This window comes from Streptomyces sp. E-08 (genome assembly GCF_049913095.1).
Lineage (GTDB): Bacteria > Actinomycetota > Actinomycetes > Streptomycetales > Streptomycetaceae > Streptomyces.
This window is the reverse complement of the sequence record NZ_CP183971.1, coordinates 4,886,103-4,905,647: the sequence shown is the minus strand read 5'-3', so window position 1 is coordinate 4,905,647 and position 19,545 is coordinate 4,886,103. Positions and strand designations below refer to the sequence as shown.

Here is a 19,545-nt window from a genome sequence, read left to right as displayed (position 1 = left end):
AAGGACACAACCCGATATCAACATTCCGTGACGCGCCGCGCGCTCAGCGCTACAGTCCGGCGGCCACCGTCTCCTCGGCCCGGGCGGCCGGCATCCGCAGCTCCGCCCGCACCCAGGCCCGCTTCAGATGCAGGTGCACGTCGGCCTCCCAGGTGAAGCCCATCCCGCCGTGCACCTGGAGACAGTCCCGCGCGTTGCCGACCGCCGCCTCGTCGGCGAGCAGTTTGGCCCCGGCGATCTCGACGGGATCGCCGGTGACGGCGGCGGCCCACACGGCGGCACGCGCGAGCTCGGTCCGCACGAGCATCCCGGCACAGAGGTGCTTCACGGCCTGGAACCCCCCGATGACCTGACCGAACTGCGACCGCGTCCGGGCGTGGGAGACGGCCGCGTCGGTGGTGGCGGCGGAACTGCCGACCTGCTCGGCGGCGGTGAGGAGCACCGCCTCCCCCGCCGGTTCCACGCGCCGCGGCACCCGGTGCAGCGGCGTCAGCGGATCGACCGACCGCACCGGCACCGCACCCGTGACGTCGCCCAGCACCACGTCGGCCTCGTCCAGCCACGGCACGAGCCCCTCCTCCACGGAGGTCACGACGACGGACCCGTCCGCCGCCCCCGGCACGGACCCGGCGGCCCCGTGCGTGGCGACCAGCGGCCCCGGCAGCAGCGCCCGCCCCGCCTCCTCGAAGACGAGGACGGCCTCGGGCAGCCCGAGCCCGACGCCCCCCTCCGTCTCCGGGAGCCGCAGCGCGAAGAACCCGGCCGCGCCCAGCTCCCGCCACAGGCCACGGTCCACGGAGGGGGACGACGCGGAGACGGCCGCCCGCAGCGCCTCCCGGTCGAAGCGGCGCGCGAGCAGCTCCCGCACGCCTCGCCGCAGCGCCCGCTGGTCCTCCGTGAGGCGAAAGTCCATGACGGGATCACCGGCCCTTCGGCAGGCCGAGGATGCGCTCGGCGACGATGTTGCGCTGGATCTGGGAGGTGCCGGCCGCGATGGTGTACGAGAGCGAGGACAGTCGGTCGAGGGTCCAGTCGCGGCCGAGGTCGAGCGCGTCGGGGCCCAGGACGGCGGCGGCCGCGTCGTACAGCTCCTGGCGGGCGTGCGAGTAGTGCAGCTTGAAGACGGAGCCGCCGGCGCCGGGGACGCCGCCGGTGGCCTGGGCCTCGCTGACGTTGGCCTGGGTGAGGCGCCACAGCGCCTGGAACTCGGCGGAGAGCCTGCCGAGCCGGCGCCGCAGGACGGGGTCGTCCCAGGCGCCGTTCTTCCGGGCCGTGCGGGCGAGTTCGCCGAGGAGCCGGCGGCAGGCGACGACCTCGCCGACGAAGGCGGTGCCGCGTTCGAAGGAGAGGGTGACCATGGTGACGCGCCAGCCGTCGTTCTCCTCGCCGACGCGGTTCTCGACGGGCACGCGCACCTCGTCGAGGAACACCTCGGCGAACTCGGTGGACCCGGCGAGGGTGCGCAGCGGACGTACGGTGACGCCGGGCGCGTCCATGGGCAGGGCGAGCCAGGTGATGCCCCTGTGCTTGGACGGCGCCTCGGGATCGGTCCGTACGAGCAGTTCGCACCAGTCGGCGACCTCGGCGTGCGAGGTCCAGATCTTCTGTCCGGTGACGACGTAGGCGTCCCCGTCCCGTACGGCCCGGGTGCGCAGGGAGGCGAGGTCCGAGCCGGCGTCGGGCTCGCTGAAGCCCTGGCACCAGACCTCGTCGCCGCGCAGGATCGGCGGGAGCCAGCGGGCGCGCTGGACTGCCGTGCCCTCGGCGGCGACGGTGGGTCCGGCGTGGAGGAGGCCGACGAAGTTGGCGCCGACGTAGGGCGCGCCGGCGCGTTCGGTCTCCTCCAGGAAGATGAGGCGCTGGGTCGGGGAGGCGTCCCAGTGGGTGTCGGCGTATCCGGCGTCGTGGAGGCGGCGCTGCCAGCCGCAGTCGTAGGCGCGGCGGGCGGGCCAGTCGAGCGGGTCGGGCCGCTCGGGGAGTCCTGGCAGGGTGGCGGCGAGCCATTCCCGCAGGCGGGCGCGGTAGGCCTCCTCCTCGTCGGTGCAGGAGAGGTCCATCAGGCGGTCCCGCGGTCGAGGTCGAGGTCGAGCATGCGGATGGCGTTGCCGCGCATGAGCTTGTAGACCGTCTCGTCGTCGAGCCCCTGGACGTGGTCGAGGGCGACCTCCTTGGTGTGCGGGAAGGTCGAGTCGACGTGCGGGTAGTCGGTCTCGAAGGTGGCGTTGTCGCGGCCGACGACGTCGAGCGAGGCGATGCCGTGCTTGTCGCGGAAGAAGCAGCAGAAGATCTGCCGGTAGTAGTACGTGGAGGGCGGCTCGGGGACGATGTCGCGGACGCCGCCCCAGGCGCGGTGCTCCTCCCAGACGTCGTCGGCGCGTTCGAGGGCGTACGGGATCCAGCCCATCTGGCCCTCGCTGTAGGCGAGCTTGAGCCGGGGGAACTTCACGAGGACGCCGCTGAAGAGGAAGTCCATCATCGAGGCCATGGCGTTGTTGAAGCTCAGGGAGGCCTGGACGGCGGGCGGGGCGTCGGGGGAGGCGGCGGGCATCTGGGAGCTGGACCCGATGTGCATGTTGACGACGGTGCCGGTCTCCTGGCAGACGGCGAAGAACGGGTCCCAGTAGCCGGAGTGGATGGACGGCAGGCCGAGGTGGGTGGGGATCTCGGAGAAGGTGACGGCCTTGACGCCGCGGGCGGCGTTGCGCCGGATCTCGGCGACGGCGAGGTCGATGTCCCAGAGCGGGATGATGCAGAGCGGGATGAGCCGGCCGCGGCTGTCGCCGCACCATTCCTCGACCATCCAGTCGTTGTAGGCGCGGACGCAGGCGAGGGCGACCTCCTTGTCGTGGGCCTCGGCGAAGGTCTGGCCGCAGAAGCGGGGGAAGGTGGGGAAGCAGAGGGAGGCCTCGACGTGGTTGAGGTCCATGTCGGCGAGCCGGGCCTTCGGGTCCCAGCAGCCGCGCCGCATCTCCTCGCGGGTGATGCCTTCCAGGGTCATGTCGTCGCGGTCGAAGCCGACGGCGGCGATGTTGCGCTTGTACGGGAACTTGAGGTCCTCGTAGATCCACCAGTCGGTGGGCGGGCCTTCGGGGTCCATCGTGATCTGGTACTTGCCGGCGACGTAGGCGAGCTCGCCGATGCCGGCGGTGAGGGGCCGGGGCCCGCGGTCGCGGTACTTCTTCGGGAGCCAGGTCTCGAAGAGGTGGGCGGGCTCGATCACGTGGTCGTCGACGCTGATGATGCGGGGCAGTTCCGTCATGGAGCCTTCTCCCGTTTCTGATGACCCGTCAGATCTGACGGGATCAGGCTAGCCCCCACCCCCTGGACCGACAAGCGCCGGACCTCTACGCTCACCGCACCATCTGACGGAACGTCAGCCATGAGGAGTACGGGATGAACGAGACCGCACACGCCCTGGGCGAGTCCCGCACGCTCTGGGAGCTCGTCGAACGCCGCGCCGCCCTCACCCCCGACCGGCCCGTCCTCCTCCAGGGCGACCGCGTCCTCACCTTCGAGGGCCTGCGCGAGCGCGCCGAGCGCTGCGCCGCCGGCCTGTACGGGAGGGGCGTGCGCCCCGGCACCGTCGTCGCCTGGCAGCTGCCCACCCGCATCGAGACCGCCGTGCTCTCCTTCGCGCTCGCCCGCATCGGCGCCGTGCAGACCCCGGTGATCCCCTTCTACCGGGACAAGGAGGTCGGATTCGCGCTCCGCGAGTCCCGGGCCGAGCACTTCGCGGTCCCCGGAATCTGGCGTGGATTCGACCATGCGGAGATGGCGCGGCGGCTCGGCGCGCGCGGCGTCTTCGAGGCCTACGGGGACCTTCCGGACGGCGACCCCGCCGTCCTCCCTCCCCCGCCCGCCTCGGGCACCGACGTCCGCTGGATCTACTGGACCTCGGGGACCACCTCCGACCCCAAGGGCGTCCTGCACACCGACCGCTCACTCCTCGCCGGCGGCTCCTGCCTCGCCCACGCCCTGCACCTGACGGACCGGGACGTCGGCTCGATGGCCTTCCCGTACGCGCACATCGCCGGGCCCGACTACACGGTGATGCTCCTGCTGTACGGGTTCCCGGCCGTGATGTTCGAGCAGTTCGCGCTGCCCGAGGCCCTCGACGAGTACAACCGGCACGGCGTCACCGTCGCCGGCGGCTCCACCGCCTTCTACTCGATGTTCCTCGCCGAGCAGCGGAAACAGCCCGGGAAGCCCGTCATCCCCACCCTCCGCCTGCTCGCGGGCGGAGGGGCGCCCAAACCGCCCGAGATCTACCACGCCGTACGCGAGGAGCTGGGCTGCCAGCTCACCCACGGGTACGGCATGACCGAGGTCCCCATGATCACCATGGGTGCCCCCGACGACACCGCCGACAACCTCGCCTCCACCGAGGGCCGGCCCCCCGCGGGCATGGAGATCCGGATCACCGGCGACGGCGAGGTCCGGCTGCGCGGCGAGGCCGTCTGCCGCGGCTACCTGGACCCGGCGCAGACCGCCGCCGCGTTCGACGAGGACGGCTTCCTCGTCACCGGCGACGTCGGGCACCTCACGCCGAGCGGCCACCTCGTCCTCACGGGCCGGATCAAGGACATCATCATCCGCAAGGGAGAGAACATCTCGGCCAAGGAGATCGAGGACCTCCTCCACCGGCATCCGGGCGTGGGCGACGCCGCCGTCATAGGCCTCCCCGACGCCGAGCGCGGCGAACGCGTCTGCGCCGTCGTCGAACAGCCCCCGGGCGCCGCCCCCCTCACCCTCGCGCAGGTCACGGCCTTCCTGCGGGAGGCCGGCCTCTCCGTCCACAAGCTGCCGGAACAGCTGGAGGTGGTCGACGCGCTCCCCCGCAACGAGACCCTGCGCAAGGTGCTGAAGTACCAGCTCAGGGAGCGCTTCGGCCCCGCGCCCCGGTGACCTCGGCGAGGGCCTCCGGCACGTCCTCGTACACGTCGAAGAGACGGCGCACACCGAGCGCGGAGAGCACCCGGCCGACGTGCCCGCCCCGGTCGTCCCGCTCCTCCGGAAGGATCAGACGCAGCCGCCCGCCGCAGGAGCGGAGCAGCCGGCGCGAGGCGATCAGCACACCGACGCCGCTGGAGTCGCAGAACCGCACGGCGGACAGGTCGATCACCAGCTCGTGGCGGCCGCCCGCCACGGCGTCGTGGACCCGGCGGCGTATCCGGGGCGAGGTGACCAGATCCAGCTCCCCCTGGACGCGGAGAACCGTCCAGGGGCCGTACTCGTCCTCGTCGACCTCGATCGTCGTCACGGTCGCCGCCTGCCCCACCGCGAGGCGCCGAAACCCCCGGCGCGAGGGATGACGCTTTCCTTACCATCCGTATCCGCGTCAAGGGCGCACTTGCCGCAAACAGGAGTGCGTTGTCGCAGCGGCGCATTACTTTGGAGGAGAACCGGGACGGAGGGCCTCATGGCGATGGACACACCACCGCGCTGGGACCGCAGGATGCAGCAGCGGCTGGCGCGCGGGGAGGCCGCTGCCCTCGGCGAGTTCTACGACCGGTTCGCCGCCCTCGTCCACAGCCTCGCCCACCGGGTCCTCGACGACGACGACGCGGCCGACCAGGTCACCCGCGAGGTCTTCGGCTACATCTGGGAGAACCCCGACTCCTACGACCCGAAGCAGGGCAGCATGCGCTCGTGGGTCGCCAAGCTGACCCAGCGGCAGGCCGTGCACCGGCTGCGGCAGGCCGAGGCCCTGGCGTACGCGGAGACGGGGCTCGGCTCCGCCGAGGAGCTGGAGCAGAAGGTGCACCGGGCCACGGTCGCCGCCCGCGCCGACTACATCGTCACCTCCATGCCCGCCCCGCTGCGGGAGGCGCTCGAACTGGCGTACTTCCAGCGGCGCGACTACCGCCAGACCGCCGCCGACCTCGGCGTCACCGAGGACGAGGCCCGCCGGCGCCTCCGGCTCGGACTCCAACTGCTCTCCTCCGCCCACACCCGGCCGCTCGAAGGGTCCTCGCCGCCGGGCTACGGACGGGCGCTGTGACCGGGGCGGACGGCGAGGCCGACGACGTCGCCCACGCCCGCCGGATACCGGGCCCGCGCCGGGCGGCCGACGACCACGCGGACCTGACGGCACGACCGCCGGAGGAGGCGGAGGAACCGGACGTGGCGGAGCCCGAGGTACCGGTCCTCACCCACAACGTGCTCAGGTCCCTGCTCGGGGCCTGGGCGCTTTCGGCGTGCTCGGCCGGCGAGACCAGGGCCGTCGAGAACCACCTCACCACCTGCGCGCCCTGCGCCGACGAGGCCCTCCGGCTCCGCGACGCCGTCGCGCTCCTCCACGAGGACCGCGACCTGGACCTCGACCCGCTGCTCCGCTCCCGGGTCCTGGAGAACTGCCTCGGCCGCCGCCCCGCCCGCATCCCCGTCCCCGACTGGGTCACGCCCTACGACGCGGAGACCGCCCGGCTCGACGCGCTCCTGAGGGACATCGGCGAGTCCGAGTGGCACGCCCCGGTGCGGCTCAAGTGGTACGAGGAGAACCGCGTACAGCGCCGCAAGGCCACCGTCGCCGCGGTCATCGGCCACCTCTTCGCGGTGGACGGCCTGGTGTCGGCCGCCCTCGGCCTGGACGACCCGCTGGGCGCCGGGGTCCCGGAGCTGTCCCCGACGGAGCGGACGGAAGCGTTCTGGTCGGCCCTGGACCGGCCGCCGAACCGCTCCCTCCGGGGACCGTGGCGGGACCAGTCGCACACGCTGATCCGGACGGTCGCGTTCGCGGGGCGCGGGGTGGCGGACCTGACGGTCCCGTACAAGGACTTCGCCCTCCCGCTTCAGGACTCCCTCCTGGAGCGGGCCTTCGAGTGCTGGCTGCACGCGGACGACATCGCGAACGCGGTGGCGTACCCGTACGCGCCGCCCAGCGGGGCGCACCTGCACGACATGATCGACCTCGCGGCCCGGCTGCTCCCCGCGGCCCTCGCCAACCGCCGCCGCACGGGCCTGGCCGGCCCCGCCAAGGAACTCGTCGCGGCGGGCGCGCCGGGCCGCTCGCTCCACCTGGAGGTGGAGGGCTCGGGCGGCGGCCACTGGTACATAGCCCTGGACTCCCCGGCGGCGGTGGGCTCACCGGACCGGGCGGTCGCGCAGGTGGCGATGGACGGGGTCGAGTTCTGCCAGCTGGTGGCGGGGCACATCACGCCGGAGGAAGCGGCGGCGGGCCAGGACGGGGACCGCGAGGCGATCCGCGACGTGCTGTCGGCAGCGGCGTCACTGAGCCGCCTGTAGCCCCGCCCACCACCGCCCGCGTGGGCCCGCGCCTGGGCGAGGCCTTCGCCCCCGCCCGCGTGGGCCCGCGCCCGGGCGAGCCCGTCGCCCGCCCGTGTGGCCCCCCGCGCGGCCCGTCACCCGCTGCCGTGTGGGCCCGCACCTTGGGCGGGGCCCTCGCCCACGCCCGTGTGGGCCGCCGCGTGGCCCGTCACCCGCTGCCGTGTAGGCCCGCACCTTGGGCCGGGCCCTCACCCACGCCCGTGCGGGCCCGCACGTTGGGCGGGGCCTTCGCCCACGTCCGTGTGGGCAATCGTCCCGCTGGGGCGGGACGGGTGGGCACACGGGACGGCGCCCTCAGCGGCGCCTCCGCTCCCTGTGCCTTGACCCGCACCACCGGCTCCGTACACGGGGTGCGGGTCAAGGCGCGGAAGCCTAGGCTCGGCACGGGGCGCCGTCCGTTGTGCCCACCCGTTCCGCCCCTTGCGGAACGCTTGCCCACAACGGGGGTGGGCGCCGCCCGCGACGGGTGCGGGGCCGCGAACGGGGGTGGGTGCCGGCCCCGGCGGGGGTGGGCGCGGGGGCTACGCGAAGACGACCGTGCGGCGGCCGTTCAGGAGGATGCGGCGTTCCGCGTGCCACTTCACGGCCCGCGCCAGCGCCTGGCACTCCACGTCCCGCCCCGTCGCCACCAGCTGGTCCGGCGTCACCTCGTGGCCGACCCGCTCGACCTCCTGCTCGATGATCGGGCCCTCGTCGAGGTCGGCCGTCACGTAGTGCGCGGTCGCGCCGATGAGCTTCACGCCGCGCGCGTGCGCCTGGTGGTAGGGCTTGGCGCCCTTGAAGCTGGGGAGGAAGGAGTGGTGGATGTTGATGATCCGCCCGGACAGCTGCTTGCACAGGTCGTCGGAGAGGACCTGCATGTAGCGGGCGAGGACGACCAGCTCGACGTTCTCGGAGCGGACGAGGTCGAGGAGCTCCGCCTCGGCGTCCGCCTTGGTGTCCTTGGTGACGGGGATGTGCCGGAAGGGGATCCCGTAGGAGCCGACGAGCGCCTGGAAGTCCGTGTGGTTGGAGACGACGGCGACGATCTCCACCGGCAGCGCCCCGATCCGTGACCGGAAGAGCAGGTCGTTCAGGCAGTGGCCGAACTTGGAGACCATGAGCACGACCCGCATGGGCTGGTCGGCGCGGTTGATCTGCCAGTCCATCGCGTAGGCGTCGCCGACGGCGGCGAAGCTCGCGCGGAGCTTGTCGACCGTCACCGGGGATTCGGCCGAGAAGTGGACCCGCATGAAGAAGAGGCCGGTGTCGCGGTCTCCGAACTGCTGGCTGTCCTCGATGTTGCACCCGGTGATGAAGAGGTAGCTCGACACGGCGTGCACGATGCCCTGCTTGTCCGGGCACGAGAGGGTGAGGACGTACTGGTCGGTCATCCCGTCAGCCTGCCACAGACGCCCCGCCGGACGGGCGACCGTCCGCCAGGCGGAACGGCTCAGGACCGGGTCATGATATGGAGCACGTCGAGGGAGCGCGGGGGTGTGTCGGGGTCCTCGCCGTCGGCGTGGGCCAGGCGTACGTGTGCCTCGCGGGCGGCGCGTACGGCCTCGGGCCAGCCGGGGTGCTGGAGGTAGGCGGAGACCTGGGCGTCCGGGCCCACCTGGTGCATGATCCGCAGCACCCGGAGGACGGCGACGTCGACGAGGGCGGCCTCGCCGGAGTCCCGGAAGATCGAGCCGACGTACTTCTCGGCGGACCAGTTGTCGAGCCAGGTGTCCTCGACGAGGCGGTAGACGGCGTCGGTGACGTCGCCGTACCCCTCCTGGCCGGCCAGCCAGGTCGTCTCGTGGAATCCGGGGTCGGAGAGCATGTGCAGCGCCGAGCGCACGTTGCTGCGCCAGCGCCACCACGGCATGTCATTGAGCGGCATGCCGCCCATGGTGGAGGAGCGACGGCCGCGACGGGAAGAGTTCACCGAACCGGAGACGGGACTGGGGGCTGGACTGGACACGATTCGATCGTACGTTCCGTGTCCGACAAGCGGACCCACCCCCTCCCCATCCGGTCACCGACCCCCGTAATTCACCTTCACGTCACCCATCGTTGAACCGTGCTCACTCCCGCGTTACCCGTGGGGCGGAAATGTGCATGCCCATGACCGGTAAGCGACTGATCTCACTGCTCGCGTACGTCACGACCGCGACGACGGGGGCGTCACTGCTCACCGGTTGTGGTGTGCTCCCTGGGGCCACGGGGGGCTCCAGGGAGCCCGTCACGGTGATGACGTGGGCTCCCGACCAGACCCGCGCGACCAACATGCCCGGTATGCCCGCCATGGCGCAGACCTACGCCCGCTGGGTCAACTCCCAGGGCGGCATCGACGGGCACGAGCTGCGGGTCCTCACCTGCAACGAACAGAACAGCCCCGCCGGCGCCGCCGCCTGCGCCCGCCGGGCCGTGCGCGAGAAGGCGGTGGCCGTCGTCGGCTCGTACAGCCAGAACGGCCGCGCCTTCATGGCCCCCCTGGAGGCCGCCGGCATCCCGTACATCGGCGGCTACGGCATCGCCGAGGACGAGTTCACCAGCTCCCTCTCGTACCCCGTCAACGGCGGCGTGGCCTCCCTCGTCGCCGGGCACGGCATGCAGCTCGCCGACTCCTGCGAGAAGGTCTCCCTCGTCCGCCCCGACACCACCGCCGGCGACAGGCTCCCCGAGCTCCTCAACTCGGGCCTGCGCAGGGCGAGTCACCGCAGTGCCGTCGACATCCCGGCCCTGGAGGACGCCGCCGAGTACACCCAGCAGGCCGGCCGCGCCCGCACCCGGGCCGGCGACGAGAAGGGCTGCGTGACCGCCGTCCTCGGCGAGCGCACCCAGACCTTCTTCGACTCCTTCCGCCGGCTCCCCGGGCAGGAGGAGAAGCGCGACGCCGTACGGATCTCCTCGGTCCTCGGCAGCGTCGACCAGCCCGTCATCGACCGCACCGGCGGCCCGCACAGCCCCTTCGAGGGCGCGTTCGTCACCGGCTGGTACCCGGAGGCGAGCGACAAGAGCTGGGCGCCGATGCGCAAGGTCATCCAGGAGCACGCCTTCGCCGACAACCGGGTCGACCCGGCCGACGCCGGCGTGCAGACCACCTGGATCGCGTACACGGTCCTCAAGGAGGTCGTCGAGGGGCTGGACGAGGACACGATCACGGCCGGACAGATCAGCCACGCCCTCGACCGGGGCGAGCGGATCGACACCGGCGGCCTCACCCCCAGCCTGCGCTGGAAGTACGAGGACATGCTCGGCGCCCCCGGCTTCACCCGGATCGTCAACCGCGAGGTGACGTTCCAGGTGGTGCGCCAGGGGCGGCTCGTGGCGCAGAAGCCCGGCTTCGTCGACGTCGGCGAGACCGTCCTCAGCGCTCCGTAGCCCCGCTCAGAGCTGCGTCCAGCCCGGCTCAGAGCTGCGTCCAGCTCCGCTTCTCCAGGCCGTACTTCGCGGCGGTCGGGTTCCACAGCCCGGCCGCCGTCTTCTTGGCTTCGGTGGCCTCGCCGCTCTTCGCGTCGCCCGCGTTCCGCTGGCTGGTCGAGCGGGCCTTGCCGCCCTTGCAGGCCTTCTTGCCCTTCATCTGGTCGGCCCAGGCCGCGTAGTGGTCGTCGGCGGCGGCCGAGGCCTGCCAGGCCTTGGTGAGGGCCGCGGTCAGCGCCGCGTTGTCCGGGACCTTGTCGACCGACAGCGCCTGGAGCTTGGCGATCAGGCCCCGGCGCTGCTCCGCGGCGCCCCGCAGGTCGCTCGCGGCCTTGTCGAGGTTCTTGCACTGGTTGATGGACGCGACCGAGCTGATCACCGTCTCGCGGCTGCTGCTGCTGGTCGCGAGGAGCTTGCTGAGCTCCTCGGCCTGCGGCTCGGCCGGGTCTGCCGGCTTCTCCGCGGGCTGCTCGGCCGAGGCGGACGGCGCGGCGGAGCTCGCCGCCACGTTCTCGCCGCTCGTCTTGGGGTCCTTCTTCTCGTCGCCGCCGCTGAGCAGCGCCCCGGCGCCGAGGCCGACGACCGCGCAGCCGACGACGACGGCGGCGATCAGCGCGACCGGCGACTTGCGGCGCGGCGCGGGCTCCTCCTCGTCGTCGTAGTAGGCGTCCCGGAAGCCGAACTGCTGCTGCGGGGGCTGCGGAGGCTGGTGGTGCTGCGGCTGCTGGTGCTGCTGCTGGTACGGGGCCGGGCCCGGCTGCTGGTAGCCCTGCGGCGCGTGCGGCTGCTGCGGCGGCCGGGGGGCCTCCGTACGGAAGAGGTTGTCGAACTCGGCGGGCGGCTGCCGCTCACCGGGCGTCTGCGCCGGTACGGGGGCGACGTACTGGGTCGCGTCCGAGGCGCCGGCCGGTCCGGTCCCCTGGGGGGCGAGCGGGCCCGTGCCGAGGAACTGGGTGTCGGAACCCGCGCCCTGCTGCGGCGGCACGGGCGCCATGTGCTGCGTGGCCTGCATGTCGGCGGCCGCCGGGGCACCGGGACCGGGGTAGCCGTAGCCGGGCTGGGGGGCGGCCTGGGCGCCCGGGCCCGGGTAGCCGTACCCCGGCTGCGGGGCGGCCTGGGCCGGCGGCATCCCGCCCTGCTGCGGAGGCATCCCCTGCACCGGCGGCATTCCGCCCGGGACCGGCGCGATGTGCTGGGTCGCCTGCATGTCGGCGGCGGCCGGGGCACCCGGCCCGGGGTACCCGTAGCCGGGCTGCGGCGGGGCCTGCTGCGGCGGTATCGGCGGCAGGTACTGGGTGGACTGCATGTCGGCGGCGCCCTGCGGGGCCTCCGGCGGCAGCGGCTGCGCGGGCGGCAGGGGCTGCCCGCCGGGCGGTCCACCGGCGGGACCCCAGGCGCCGCCCCACGGCTGACCGCCGCCATGCTCCGGACCCTGTCCGTTCTGCGTCACCGGGACTCCCACTGATGGACCAACCTACGGAATCGTCGGCTCACGCTACCGGGTGCCGACACGGCTCCGCACACACGTGTGAGACCGGTTACACAACCTGTTTACGAAACGGACGCGGGCGTCTACGCGGCGTACAGCTCCATCCGCGCACCGAACTCCCGCACCACCGCCTCCCCCGCGTAAGGCTCCAGGCGCTCCCTCAGATCGTCCAGGTACTCCGCGCCCCGCGACGACCGCAGCGTGCCCAGCAGTTCGAGCGCCCTCGTGCCCGTCCGGCAGGCCTGCTCCACCTCCCGCTGCTGGACCTGCGCCGAGGCGAGCAGCGCGAGCCCGATCGCGCGCCGCCGCGCCCGCGACTCCGGATGACCGGCGATCGACTCCTGCGCCGCCCGCGCCGCCGCCTCCGCCTGCCCCAGGTCCCGGTGGCAGTGCGCGAGTTCGTCCGCGAGGTAGGCCGCGTCGAAGTGGGCGATCCACGCCGGGTCGTCGCCCGCCGCCGGATCGGCCTGGCCGAGCGCCCGCACGGCACGGCCCGCCGCCGTCTCGAAGGCGCGCACGTCTCCCATCAGGGCGTGCCCGCGCGCCTCCGCCGCGAGGAACATCGCCTCAGCACGCGGCGGCACCTTCCCCCGCGCGCCCTCCTGCGCCGCCCGCGCCAACTGGGCGATCTCCCGGGGGTTGCCGAGCTGCGCGGCGAGGTGGCTCATCGAGGCGGCGAGCACATAGCCGCCGTACCCGCGGTCCCCCGCCGCCTGGGCGAGCCGCAGCGCCTGGATGTAGTACCGCTGCGCGAGCCCCGGTTCGCCGGTGTCCACCGCCATGTACCCGGCGAGCTCGGTCAGTCGGGCGACCGCCGCGAAGAGCTGCCGTCCGACGGCCTCCCGGTACGAGCCGGAGAGCATCCCCGACACCACGCTGTTGAGGTAGTGCACGACCACCGGCCGCACGTGCCCACTGCCGAAGCGCCGGTCGAGGTCGACGAGCGCGGCCGTCATCTCCCGTACCGCCGCCACGTCCGCGACCCCGACGCGGGCCCCCGCCATCCTGGCCACGTGCGCGTCGGGTCCCGTGATCAGCCAGTCCCTGCTGGGCTCGACGAGCGCGGAGGCCGCGACCGTCGAGCCGTTGAGGAAGTCCCGGCGTCCCACGTCGCTGCGCCACAGCTCGCAGACCTGCTCGATCGCCCCGGGCACGGTCGGCGCGAACTGGAGGCCGACCCCGGCGGCGAGGTTCCGGCCGTTGGCCATGCCGACCTCGTCGATCGTGACCGTGCGGCCCAGTTTGCGGCCGAGCGCCTCGGCGATGATCCCGGGCGCCCGGCCGCGCGGCTGCTGTCCGCGCAGCCAGCGCGCCACCGACGTCTTGTCGTAGCGCAGGTCGAGGCCGCGCTCCGCGCCGACCATGTTGACCCTGCGGGCGAGGCCGGCGTTGGAGCAGCCGGCCTCCTGGATGAGCGCCTGGAGCCGTTCGTTGAGCTGACGCGGAACGAGTGGCCTGGCTGCCATGAGTACCCCCTGAGGCCGTGCGGTGATCACCGGAGGAGGGATCACTGCCCGGTGGATATCCGGTCAATGCCGATGTGAACACGCGAAACCGGACACGTCGGCCGCGAGGTCGAAGCCCCCCGCCGCCGGCGCCCCCACCTGTCCGTACCCACCCCCGCTCCCCGGCCCTCCGCGCGCCCCCGCCCGTGCACCCATGCGCCCCGCGTGCAGGATCGATGCGTCAACACGCCCGCCGCCGCGCCCGTAACCCCAGGTGGCGGGGGGAGTTGTGCTCACCGTGGAAGAGACCATGGGAGTCACGGAAGCCGCACAGATCCCCAAGCAGCGGGGCGAGCAGCTGCTGGACAGCGCCGTGCGGTACGCGGAAGAGCGGCACTGGGACGTGTTTCCCGGGACCTGGCTGGAAGCCGTCGAGGGCAGGGAGCGGTGCTCCTGCGGCGCGGACGCGTGCGCCGTGCCCGGCGCCCACGCGGTCCGGCCCGACTGGTCGACACAGGCGACCGGAAGCGGGGTCGGGGCGCGGCGGATGTGGTCGAAGACGCCGAAGGCGTCGATCCTGCTGCCGACCGGCCGCACCTTCGACGCGATCGAGGTGTCCGAGTCGGCCGGCTTCCTGGCGCTCGCCCGCATGGAGCGCATGGAGCTGACGCTCGGGCCGGTGACCTGCACCCCCGACCGCCGGATGTACTTCTTCGTGCTGCCCGGCGCCGCCACCAAGGTGCCGGACCTGGTCCGCAAGCTCGGCTGGGCCCCGGCCGCCATCGACCTCACCACGCGCGGCGAGGGCCACTACGTGGCGGCGCCGCCCACCCGGATCGGCGGCTCCGGCGCGGTGCAGTGGGCGCGGCGGCCCACCCCGGCGAACCGCTGGCTGCCGGACGCGGAGGAGCTGATCAGCGCTCTCGCGTACGCGTGTGGCCGGGAAGCGGCGGAGACGAGGAGCCGTACGCAGTGACCTGGGGGTCGGGTCGGTAGCGCCCTTAGGGTGTCCCCGTAAGCACGGGGACGACCGAGAGGTTGACGGACCATGCCTGACCAGGCATTTGACGGAGCGTTCGACAAGGCGGGCACCGCACCGGGGGAAGGTGCGGTGCCCGCCGTGCGTGTCGAGGGGCTGTGGAAGCGTTTCGGCCAGCAGATCGCGGTGAACGGGATCGATCTGGTCCTGCCCGCGGGCCGGTTCATCGGGCTCGTGGGGCCCAACGGCGCAGGCAAGACCACCACTCTCTCCATGATCACCGGTCTGCTGCGGCCCGACCACGGCCGGATCCTCGTCGCCGGGCACGACGTGTGGGCCGACCCGGAGTCGGTCGCGCAGGTCAAGGCCCGGATCGGCATCCTGCCGGAGGGCCTGCGGCTCTTCGAGCGCCTCTCGGGCCGCGAGCTGCTCGCCTACAGCGGCCGGCTGCGGGGCCTGCCCGGCGCCGAGGTCGACAAGCGGGCGGCGCAGCTCCTCGACGTGCTCGACCTGGCCGGCTCGCAGAACAAGCTGGTCGTCGACTACTCGACGGGCATGCGGAAGAAGATCGGCCTCGCCGCCGCGCTCCTGCACAACCCCGAGGTCCTCTTCCTCGACGAGCCCTTCGAGGGCGTCGACCCGGTCTCCGCTCAGACCATCCGCGGCGTCCTGGAGCGGTACACCTCCTCCGGCGCGACCGTCGTCTTCTCCAGCCACGTCATGGAGCTCGTCGAGTCGCTCTGCGACTGGGTCGCCGTCATGGCGGGCGGGCAGATCCGGGCGCAGGGCCCGCTCGCCGAGGTGCGGGGCTCGGCGCCCTCGCTCCAGGCGGCGTTCCTGGAGCTCGTCGGCGCGAACGGCCGCGCGGCGGCCGGGGACTCCCTGGACTGGCTGGGCGGCGGCACGGGCGCCACGGGTCCGGCCGCGGGCGGTACGGGTGCGGGCACGGGCGGTACGGGTCCGGCCGCGGGCGGTACGGGTGCGGGCACGGGCGGTACGCAGCGATGAGCGCCACCGCCTCCCCCGTGACGGCCGCCCCCGCGCCGTCGCTGACGTCCGTCTTCGTACGGCTCAAGCTGTCGCTGCTGAAGAACGGGCTGCGACAGTCCGGCGGGCGGACCGCCGCGTACATCGTGACGATCGTCTTCGGCGCGTTCTTCGCCGCCGGCATAGTGCTGGGCTTCGTCCTGCTGCGGGGCGACGAGGACGCCGACACCGTCGCGATCCTCCTCACCGGGGCCCTCGCGCTGGCCTGGACGTTCATGCCCCTGTTCATCCCGAGCGGCGACGAGACCCTCGACCCCTCGCGGCTCGTGATGCTGCCGCTGCAGCCCCGGCCGCTGGTCCGGGCGCTGCTCGTGGCCTCCCTCGTGGGCGTCGGCCCGGTCCTCACCTCCGTCCTGGTCGTGGGCGCGGTCCTGGCCGTGGCGCACGGCGCGGCCGCCACCGTCCTCGCCGTCCTCGCCGTCCCGCTCACCGTGGTGACGTGCGTGGCGCTGTCCCGGGCCGTGGCCGCCGCCAACATCCGGCTCCTGACCTCCCGCAAGGGCCGGGACCTGGCCCTGCTGAGCGGCCTGGTCATCGCGGTCGGCATGCAGTTCGTGAACTTCGCCGCGCAGCGGCTCGGACAGTCGGGCGGCCTGGCGTCGCTCGAACCGGCCACGGCCGTCGTCGGCTGGCTGCCGCCGGCCGCCGCGATCGGCGCGGTCGACTCCGCGAGCCGGGGCGACTACGGGGTCGCGGCCGCCCGGCTGCTGCTCACGGCCGCGGTCCTCGTGGCGCTCGTGTACTGGTGGCAGCGGAGCCTGGTGCGGCTGATGGTCGAGCCGGACGGCTCCACCATCGGCGCGGCCTCGGACGCCGGCGCCAAGGAGAAGTCCGCCGGTTCGGGGCTGATCGCCCGGATCCTGCCGGGCGGACGCACCGGCGCGGTCATGGAGCGCAGCCTGCGGTACATCTGGCGTGACCCGAAGACGAAGGCCGCGTGGGTGACCTCGCTCGCCATCGGTCTGATCGTCCCCCTCTTCAACGCCTTCCAGGGCGCGGGCTCGATCTACTTCGCGTGCTTCGCCTCCGGCATGCTCGGCATGCTGATGTACAACCAGTTCGGTCAGGACAGCTCGGCGTTCTGGATGGTCGCGCAGACCATCTCGACGCCGGCCGACGCGTACGCCGAACTCCGGGCCCGGGCGCAGGCCCTGCTCCTGATCACGCTGCCCTTCACGGTCCTCGTGACGGGCGTGACGGCCGGTGTCCTCGGCGAGTGGGGGCAGTTCCCCGAGGCCCTCGGACTGGCGCTCGGCCTGCTCGGCGCGATGGTCGGGACGGGCGCGGTGACCTCCGCGAGCTTCCCGTACTCGATCCCGCAGGACAGCGGCTACAAGAACGTGGCGCCGGGGCAGGGCGGCCTGGCCTGGATGTCGATCATGGGCGGCATGATCATCGCCGGTGTGCTGTGCTCCCCGCTCATCGCCGCGACGGTCTACCTCCATGTCTCCGACCAGCAGTCCCTGCTGTGGCTGCTCCTTCCGGCGGGCCTGCTCTACGGCGCGCTGCTCACCTTCGCGGGCCTCAAGCTGGGTGCCCCGCGTACGGCGAAGCGCCTGCCGGAGATCCTGGCGGCGGTCAGCAAGGGGTAGGCGCCGCCAGGACCCGGGCGAGGGCGGCGCGGCCCGCCGGGCCCCAGGTCGGCTTCCCGCCCGGGAGTCCGCGATCGCCCGCGCGGCCGATGGCGATGAGCCCGGCCGCGCGGAGCAGGGCCCAGCCGCGGGCGCGGCGGACGGTGGCCCGGTCGGCCTTCCCGTACGCGTCGAGGAACGGCTCGGCCGCGCCGTCCGGCAGCAGCAGCCAGGCCGCCGAGAGGTCCGTCGCCGGGTCGCCCGCGCACAGTTCGCCGAAGTCGAGGATTCCGGCGAGGGTGCCGTCCGCGACGACGACGTTCGCCGGGTGCAGGTCGCCGTGCAGCCACACCGGGGTGCCCTGCGGGCCGGCGGCCGCGAGGGCGTCCTCCCACACCCGCCGTACGGCCGCCGGGTCTGCGTGCGCGGCCAGGAGCGGGAAGCCCTCCTCGAACCCGGCCTCGAAGCGCTCCAGGGGCACGCCCCGGTCCGCGTTGGCGGGGGCGTCCGCGGGCGCCTCACGGTGGAGGGCCCGCAGGAAGCCCGCCAGTACGGCGGCCGCGTGGGGTCCGCGCGTGACGGGGGTGGCGTCGCCCGGCTCGCCCGGGACCCACCGGGCCACCGTCCACGTGCCGGGGAAGCGCGCGGACGGTTCCCCGGCGCGTACGGGGACGGGCACGGGCAGCGGGAGCAGCGGCGCGAGGTCCGGCAGCCAGCGGAGCTCCTTGCGCAGCAGGCCCGGGGCCCGTTCGGTACGGGGCATCCGCACGGCCAACTCGTCGCCGAGCCGGAACAGTTGGTTGTCCCACCCGCCCGGCACCGGCCGGAGCGGAAGCTCCGCGAGGTCCGGGTGCTGGTCGCGGAGCAGCGTCCGCACCACACCCTCGTCGTGATCCATCGCGTCCCCCATGGTGTCCCTCCTCCGATCGACCGACCGGCTCGGAGCCTACGCGGGGAGGACACCGGGACGACGACCGCGACCCGGCGGGGGCGGCATGGCGGTCGCCTTCATCCTTCGGCCTCGCCCGCCTGGGCGGGCCCGAGCCCGTGCCCGAGCCGGAGCCCGTCGAAATCCCGTTGCCGCGGTGACCGGCGCGGACCATCCTCACCGCATGGACCCGTCACCGCCCGCGCCCGGCCCCGACACCCGCATCGACCTGGCCGACGGGCTCACGCTCCGCGCCTACGAGGGCGAGGCCGACCGCACGGAGTACCTCCGGGTCGTCGGCGAGTCGGTGGAGCACCTGCGCCCGTGGATGCCGTGGGCCGCCGAGCACGACCCCGAGCGGCTGGCCGCCTTCCTGACCGACCGGGCGGAGCTGTGGGCGCGCGGCGAGGCGTACAGCTACGCGATCGTGCTCGACGGGGCCATGGTGGGCTCCTGCGGGCTGCACCGGCACGACGACACCCCGGACGGCGCGATCGAGATCGGCTACTGGCTGCACCCGTCGGTCACCGGCCGGGGCCTCGCCACGCGCGCCGCCCGCGCGCTGGTCGAGCAGGCGTTCCGCCTGCCCGGGGTGACGACGGTCGAGATCGTCCACGACGTCGCCCACCACGCCAGCGCCGCCGTCCCCGCCCGCCTCGGCTTCAACGGCGACCTCCGCCGCCCCCACGAACCCACCGCCCCGGCGGAGACGGGCGAGGACCGGATCTGGCGGCTGGAGCGGGGCTGACGGGCGTCTCGCGGCCGGTATGTTCTGCACGGCCGCAGACGCCTGACACGGAGACCGCCTTGCCGATCCTCACGAGAACGACCCTGCTGCTCGCGGTCGCCCTGACGGCCGGGGGCCTCACCGGCTGCTCGGACCTCGCGGGCCTCGCGGGCTACAAGGACTGCGGGGGCAGCGCGGAGCGGGTCCGGTCGCTGGGCGCGCTCGCGATCCTCGACGCCCCGCCCGAGAAGGCCACCCCGCCCCGGGGGTACGAGAAGGTCGACGCGGGCTGCTGGAACGACAGCGGCGAGGCCTGGGTGTACGCCAGCCGCACGTACGCCTTCCCCGGCACGCCGGAGGAGGTGCTCCGGCACTACGGGACGGAGGCGTCCCGCGACGGCTGGCACCCCGGCCCGGCCCGCCCCTCGGCCCCGGGGACGGGGCTCGGCCTGTGCTTCACCCGCGACGTGGACGGCACCCCGACGGTCCTGAGGGTCTACTCCCTCACCCGCGAGGGCTTCGCCGCGGAGGGCGGCGCGTTCCCGCCCGAGCTCGCCACCGGCTCGGGCTTCCGCGTCGAGGCGACGGCGGACGCGTCGGGTCAGCCGACGGACTGCGCGAGCTGACGGCTCAACCTTCGGTGCCACTGGCGAGTCTGAAGTGGTGACAGGCAATCGGGGGA

The 19,545-nt window shown here is 73.6% G+C and carries 18 protein-coding genes; 9 read left to right on the top strand and 9 right to left on the bottom strand.

The genetic code is table 11. The annotated features are described in order from the left end of the window. Nucleotides 1-49: 49 nt before the first annotated feature. The 3 genes from ACN9MM_RS22680 to ACN9MM_RS22670 are packed head-to-tail and all read right to left on the bottom strand — an operon-like array spanning nt 50 to nt 3,259. Entirely contained in the window at nt 50-913 is an 864-nt protein-coding gene (locus tag ACN9MM_RS22680) for an acyl-CoA dehydrogenase family protein (RefSeq protein WP_426365374.1), read from the bottom strand. Between the two features lie 7 nt (nt 914-920). Then, a complete protein-coding gene (locus ACN9MM_RS22675; RefSeq protein ID WP_426365373.1) occupies nt 921-2,057 on the bottom strand; it encodes an acyl-CoA dehydrogenase in 1,137 nt (378 codons plus the stop codon). Continuing rightward, the gene (locus ACN9MM_RS22670) at nt 2,057-3,259 is read right to left on the bottom strand and encodes an amidohydrolase family protein (protein WP_426365372.1); all 1,203 of its coding nucleotides are present in this window, start codon (nt 3,257-3,259) and stop codon (nt 2,057-2,059) included. Before ACN9MM_RS22670 ends, ACN9MM_RS22675 begins: the two co-directional genes overlap by 1 nt. 134 nt (nt 3,260-3,393) lie before the next feature. On the opposite strand from ACN9MM_RS22670, the gene ACN9MM_RS22665 reads away from it, so the two are divergent. Beyond that, nucleotides 3,394-4,905 (top strand): class I adenylate-forming enzyme family protein, encoded by a 1,512-nt coding sequence (locus tag ACN9MM_RS22665; RefSeq protein WP_426365370.1) that lies wholly within the window; start codon nt 3,394-3,396, stop codon nt 4,903-4,905. On the opposite strand, the gene ACN9MM_RS22660 is transcribed toward ACN9MM_RS22665, so the two are convergent. Continuing rightward, complete coding sequence (locus tag ACN9MM_RS22660; RefSeq protein ID WP_426365369.1) at nt 4,874-5,260, bottom strand: STAS domain-containing protein; 387 nt, start codon at nt 5,258-5,260, stop codon at nt 4,874-4,876. The genes ACN9MM_RS22665 and ACN9MM_RS22660 overlap by 32 nt on opposite strands. A 159-nt stretch (nt 5,261-5,419) precedes the next feature. Between ACN9MM_RS22660 and ACN9MM_RS22655 the strand changes: the two genes are divergently transcribed. Continuing rightward, nucleotides 5,420-6,001, top strand: a complete 582-nt coding sequence (locus tag ACN9MM_RS22655) for a sigma-70 family RNA polymerase sigma factor (RefSeq protein ID WP_426365367.1) — start codon at nt 5,420-5,422, stop codon at nt 5,999-6,001. Next, nucleotides 5,998-7,245, top strand: coding sequence for a zf-HC2 domain-containing protein (locus tag ACN9MM_RS22650; protein ID WP_426365366.1), 1,248 nt, complete (start codon nt 5,998-6,000; stop codon nt 7,243-7,245). Before ACN9MM_RS22655 ends, ACN9MM_RS22650 begins: the two co-directional genes overlap by 4 nt. Before the next feature lie 563 nt (nt 7,246-7,808). Here the strand turns inward: ACN9MM_RS22650 and purU are convergent. Further along, nucleotides 7,809-8,660 (bottom strand): formyltetrahydrofolate deformylase, encoded by an 852-nt coding sequence (gene purU, locus ACN9MM_RS22645; protein WP_382863480.1) that lies wholly within the window; start codon nt 8,658-8,660, stop codon nt 7,809-7,811. Between the two features lie 59 nt (nt 8,661-8,719). Continuing rightward, a complete protein-coding gene (locus ACN9MM_RS22640) occupies nt 8,720-9,163 on the bottom strand; it encodes an SCO4402 family protein (protein ID WP_426368803.1) in 444 nt (147 codons plus the stop codon). A 215-nt stretch (nt 9,164-9,378) separates the two neighbouring features. On the opposite strand from ACN9MM_RS22640, the gene ACN9MM_RS22635 reads away from it, so the two are divergent. Further along, nucleotides 9,379-10,638, top strand: coding sequence for an ABC transporter substrate-binding protein (locus tag ACN9MM_RS22635; RefSeq protein WP_426365365.1), 1,260 nt, complete (start codon nt 9,379-9,381; stop codon nt 10,636-10,638). Between the two features lie 28 nt (nt 10,639-10,666). Here the strand turns inward: ACN9MM_RS22635 and ACN9MM_RS22630 are convergent, their stop codons facing one another. Together ACN9MM_RS22630 and ACN9MM_RS22625 are read right to left on the bottom strand one after the other, a co-directional pair. Next, a complete protein-coding gene (locus ACN9MM_RS22630) occupies nt 10,667-12,127 on the bottom strand; it encodes a hypothetical protein (RefSeq protein ID WP_426365364.1) in 1,461 nt (486 codons plus the stop codon). Nucleotides 12,128-12,249: 122 nt separating this feature from the next. Beyond that, a complete protein-coding gene (locus tag ACN9MM_RS22625) occupies nt 12,250-13,632 on the bottom strand; it encodes a transcriptional regulator (RefSeq protein WP_426365363.1) in 1,383 nt (460 codons plus the stop codon). 268 nt (nt 13,633-13,900) lie between these two features. Between ACN9MM_RS22625 and ACN9MM_RS22620 the strand changes: the two genes are divergently transcribed. From ACN9MM_RS22620 to ACN9MM_RS22610, 3 genes are all read left to right on the top strand, one after another. Beyond that, complete coding sequence (locus tag ACN9MM_RS22620; RefSeq protein WP_426365362.1) at nt 13,901-14,587, top strand: bifunctional DNA primase/polymerase; 687 nt, start codon at nt 13,901-13,903, stop codon at nt 14,585-14,587. A gap of 72 nt (nt 14,588-14,659) precedes the next feature. Next, nucleotides 14,660-15,598: an ABC transporter ATP-binding protein gene (locus tag ACN9MM_RS22615; protein WP_426365361.1), complete on the top strand. Its 939-nt coding sequence runs from the start codon at nt 14,660-14,662 to the stop codon at nt 15,596-15,598. Next, nucleotides 15,595-17,229, top strand: coding sequence for a transporter (locus ACN9MM_RS22610; protein WP_426365360.1), 1,635 nt, complete (start codon nt 15,595-15,597; stop codon nt 17,227-17,229). Before ACN9MM_RS22615 ends, ACN9MM_RS22610 begins: the two co-directional genes overlap by 4 nt. Here the strand turns inward: ACN9MM_RS22610 and ACN9MM_RS22605 are convergent. Then, the gene (locus ACN9MM_RS22605; protein WP_426365359.1) at nt 17,216-18,118 is read right to left on the bottom strand and encodes an aminoglycoside phosphotransferase family protein; all 903 of its coding nucleotides are present in this window, start codon (nt 18,116-18,118) and stop codon (nt 17,216-17,218) included. The two genes, ACN9MM_RS22610 and ACN9MM_RS22605, sit on opposite strands and share 14 nt — an antisense overlap. 202 nt (nt 18,119-18,320) lie before the next feature. Between ACN9MM_RS22605 and ACN9MM_RS22600 the strand changes: the two genes are divergently transcribed. Together ACN9MM_RS22600 and ACN9MM_RS22595 are read left to right on the top strand one after the other, a co-directional pair. After that, a complete protein-coding gene (locus tag ACN9MM_RS22600; RefSeq protein WP_426365358.1) occupies nt 18,321-18,884 on the top strand; it encodes a GNAT family N-acetyltransferase in 564 nt (187 codons plus the stop codon). Nucleotides 18,885-18,943: 59 nt separating this feature from the next. Then, entirely contained in the window at nt 18,944-19,489 is a 546-nt protein-coding gene (locus tag ACN9MM_RS22595; RefSeq protein WP_426365357.1) for a hypothetical protein, read from the top strand. Nucleotides 19,490-19,545: the final 56 nt, after the last annotated feature.

Excerpts from the sequence above, each read along its gene's own strand:
- ACN9MM_RS22680 (WP_426365374.1), bottom strand. The coding sequence starts at position 913 with ATGGACTTTCGCCTCACGGAGGACCAGCGGGCGCTGCGGCGAGGCGTG.
- ACN9MM_RS22675 (WP_426365373.1), bottom strand. The coding sequence starts at position 2,057 with ATGGACCTCTCCTGCACCGACGAGGAGGAGGCCTACCGCGCCCGCCTG.
- ACN9MM_RS22670 (WP_426365372.1), bottom strand. The coding sequence starts at position 3,259 with ATGACGGAACTGCCCCGCATCATCAGCGTCGACGACCACGTGATCGAG.
- ACN9MM_RS22665 (WP_426365370.1), top strand. The coding sequence starts at position 3,394 with ATGAACGAGACCGCACACGCCCTGGGCGAGTCCCGCACGCTCTGGGAG.
- ACN9MM_RS22655 (WP_426365367.1), top strand. The coding sequence starts at position 5,420 with ATGGCGATGGACACACCACCGCGCTGGGACCGCAGGATGCAGCAGCGG.
- purU (WP_382863480.1), bottom strand. The coding sequence starts at position 8,660 with ATGACCGACCAGTACGTCCTCACCCTCTCGTGCCCGGACAAGCAGGGC.
- ACN9MM_RS22640 (WP_426368803.1), bottom strand. The coding sequence starts at position 9,163 with ATGGGCGGCATGCCGCTCAATGACATGCCGTGGTGGCGCTGGCGCAGC.
- ACN9MM_RS22635 (WP_426365365.1), top strand. The coding sequence starts at position 9,379 with ATGACCGGTAAGCGACTGATCTCACTGCTCGCGTACGTCACGACCGCG.
- ACN9MM_RS22625 (WP_426365363.1), bottom strand. The coding sequence starts at position 13,632 with ATGGCAGCCAGGCCACTCGTTCCGCGTCAGCTCAACGAACGGCTCCAG.
- ACN9MM_RS22615 (WP_426365361.1), top strand. The coding sequence starts at position 14,660 with ATGCCTGACCAGGCATTTGACGGAGCGTTCGACAAGGCGGGCACCGCA.
- ACN9MM_RS22610 (WP_426365360.1), top strand. The coding sequence starts at position 15,595 with ATGAGCGCCACCGCCTCCCCCGTGACGGCCGCCCCCGCGCCGTCGCTG.
- ACN9MM_RS22605 (WP_426365359.1), bottom strand. The coding sequence starts at position 18,118 with ATGGGGGACGCGATGGATCACGACGAGGGTGTGGTGCGGACGCTGCTC.
- ACN9MM_RS22600 (WP_426365358.1), top strand. The coding sequence starts at position 18,321 with ATGGACCCGTCACCGCCCGCGCCCGGCCCCGACACCCGCATCGACCTG.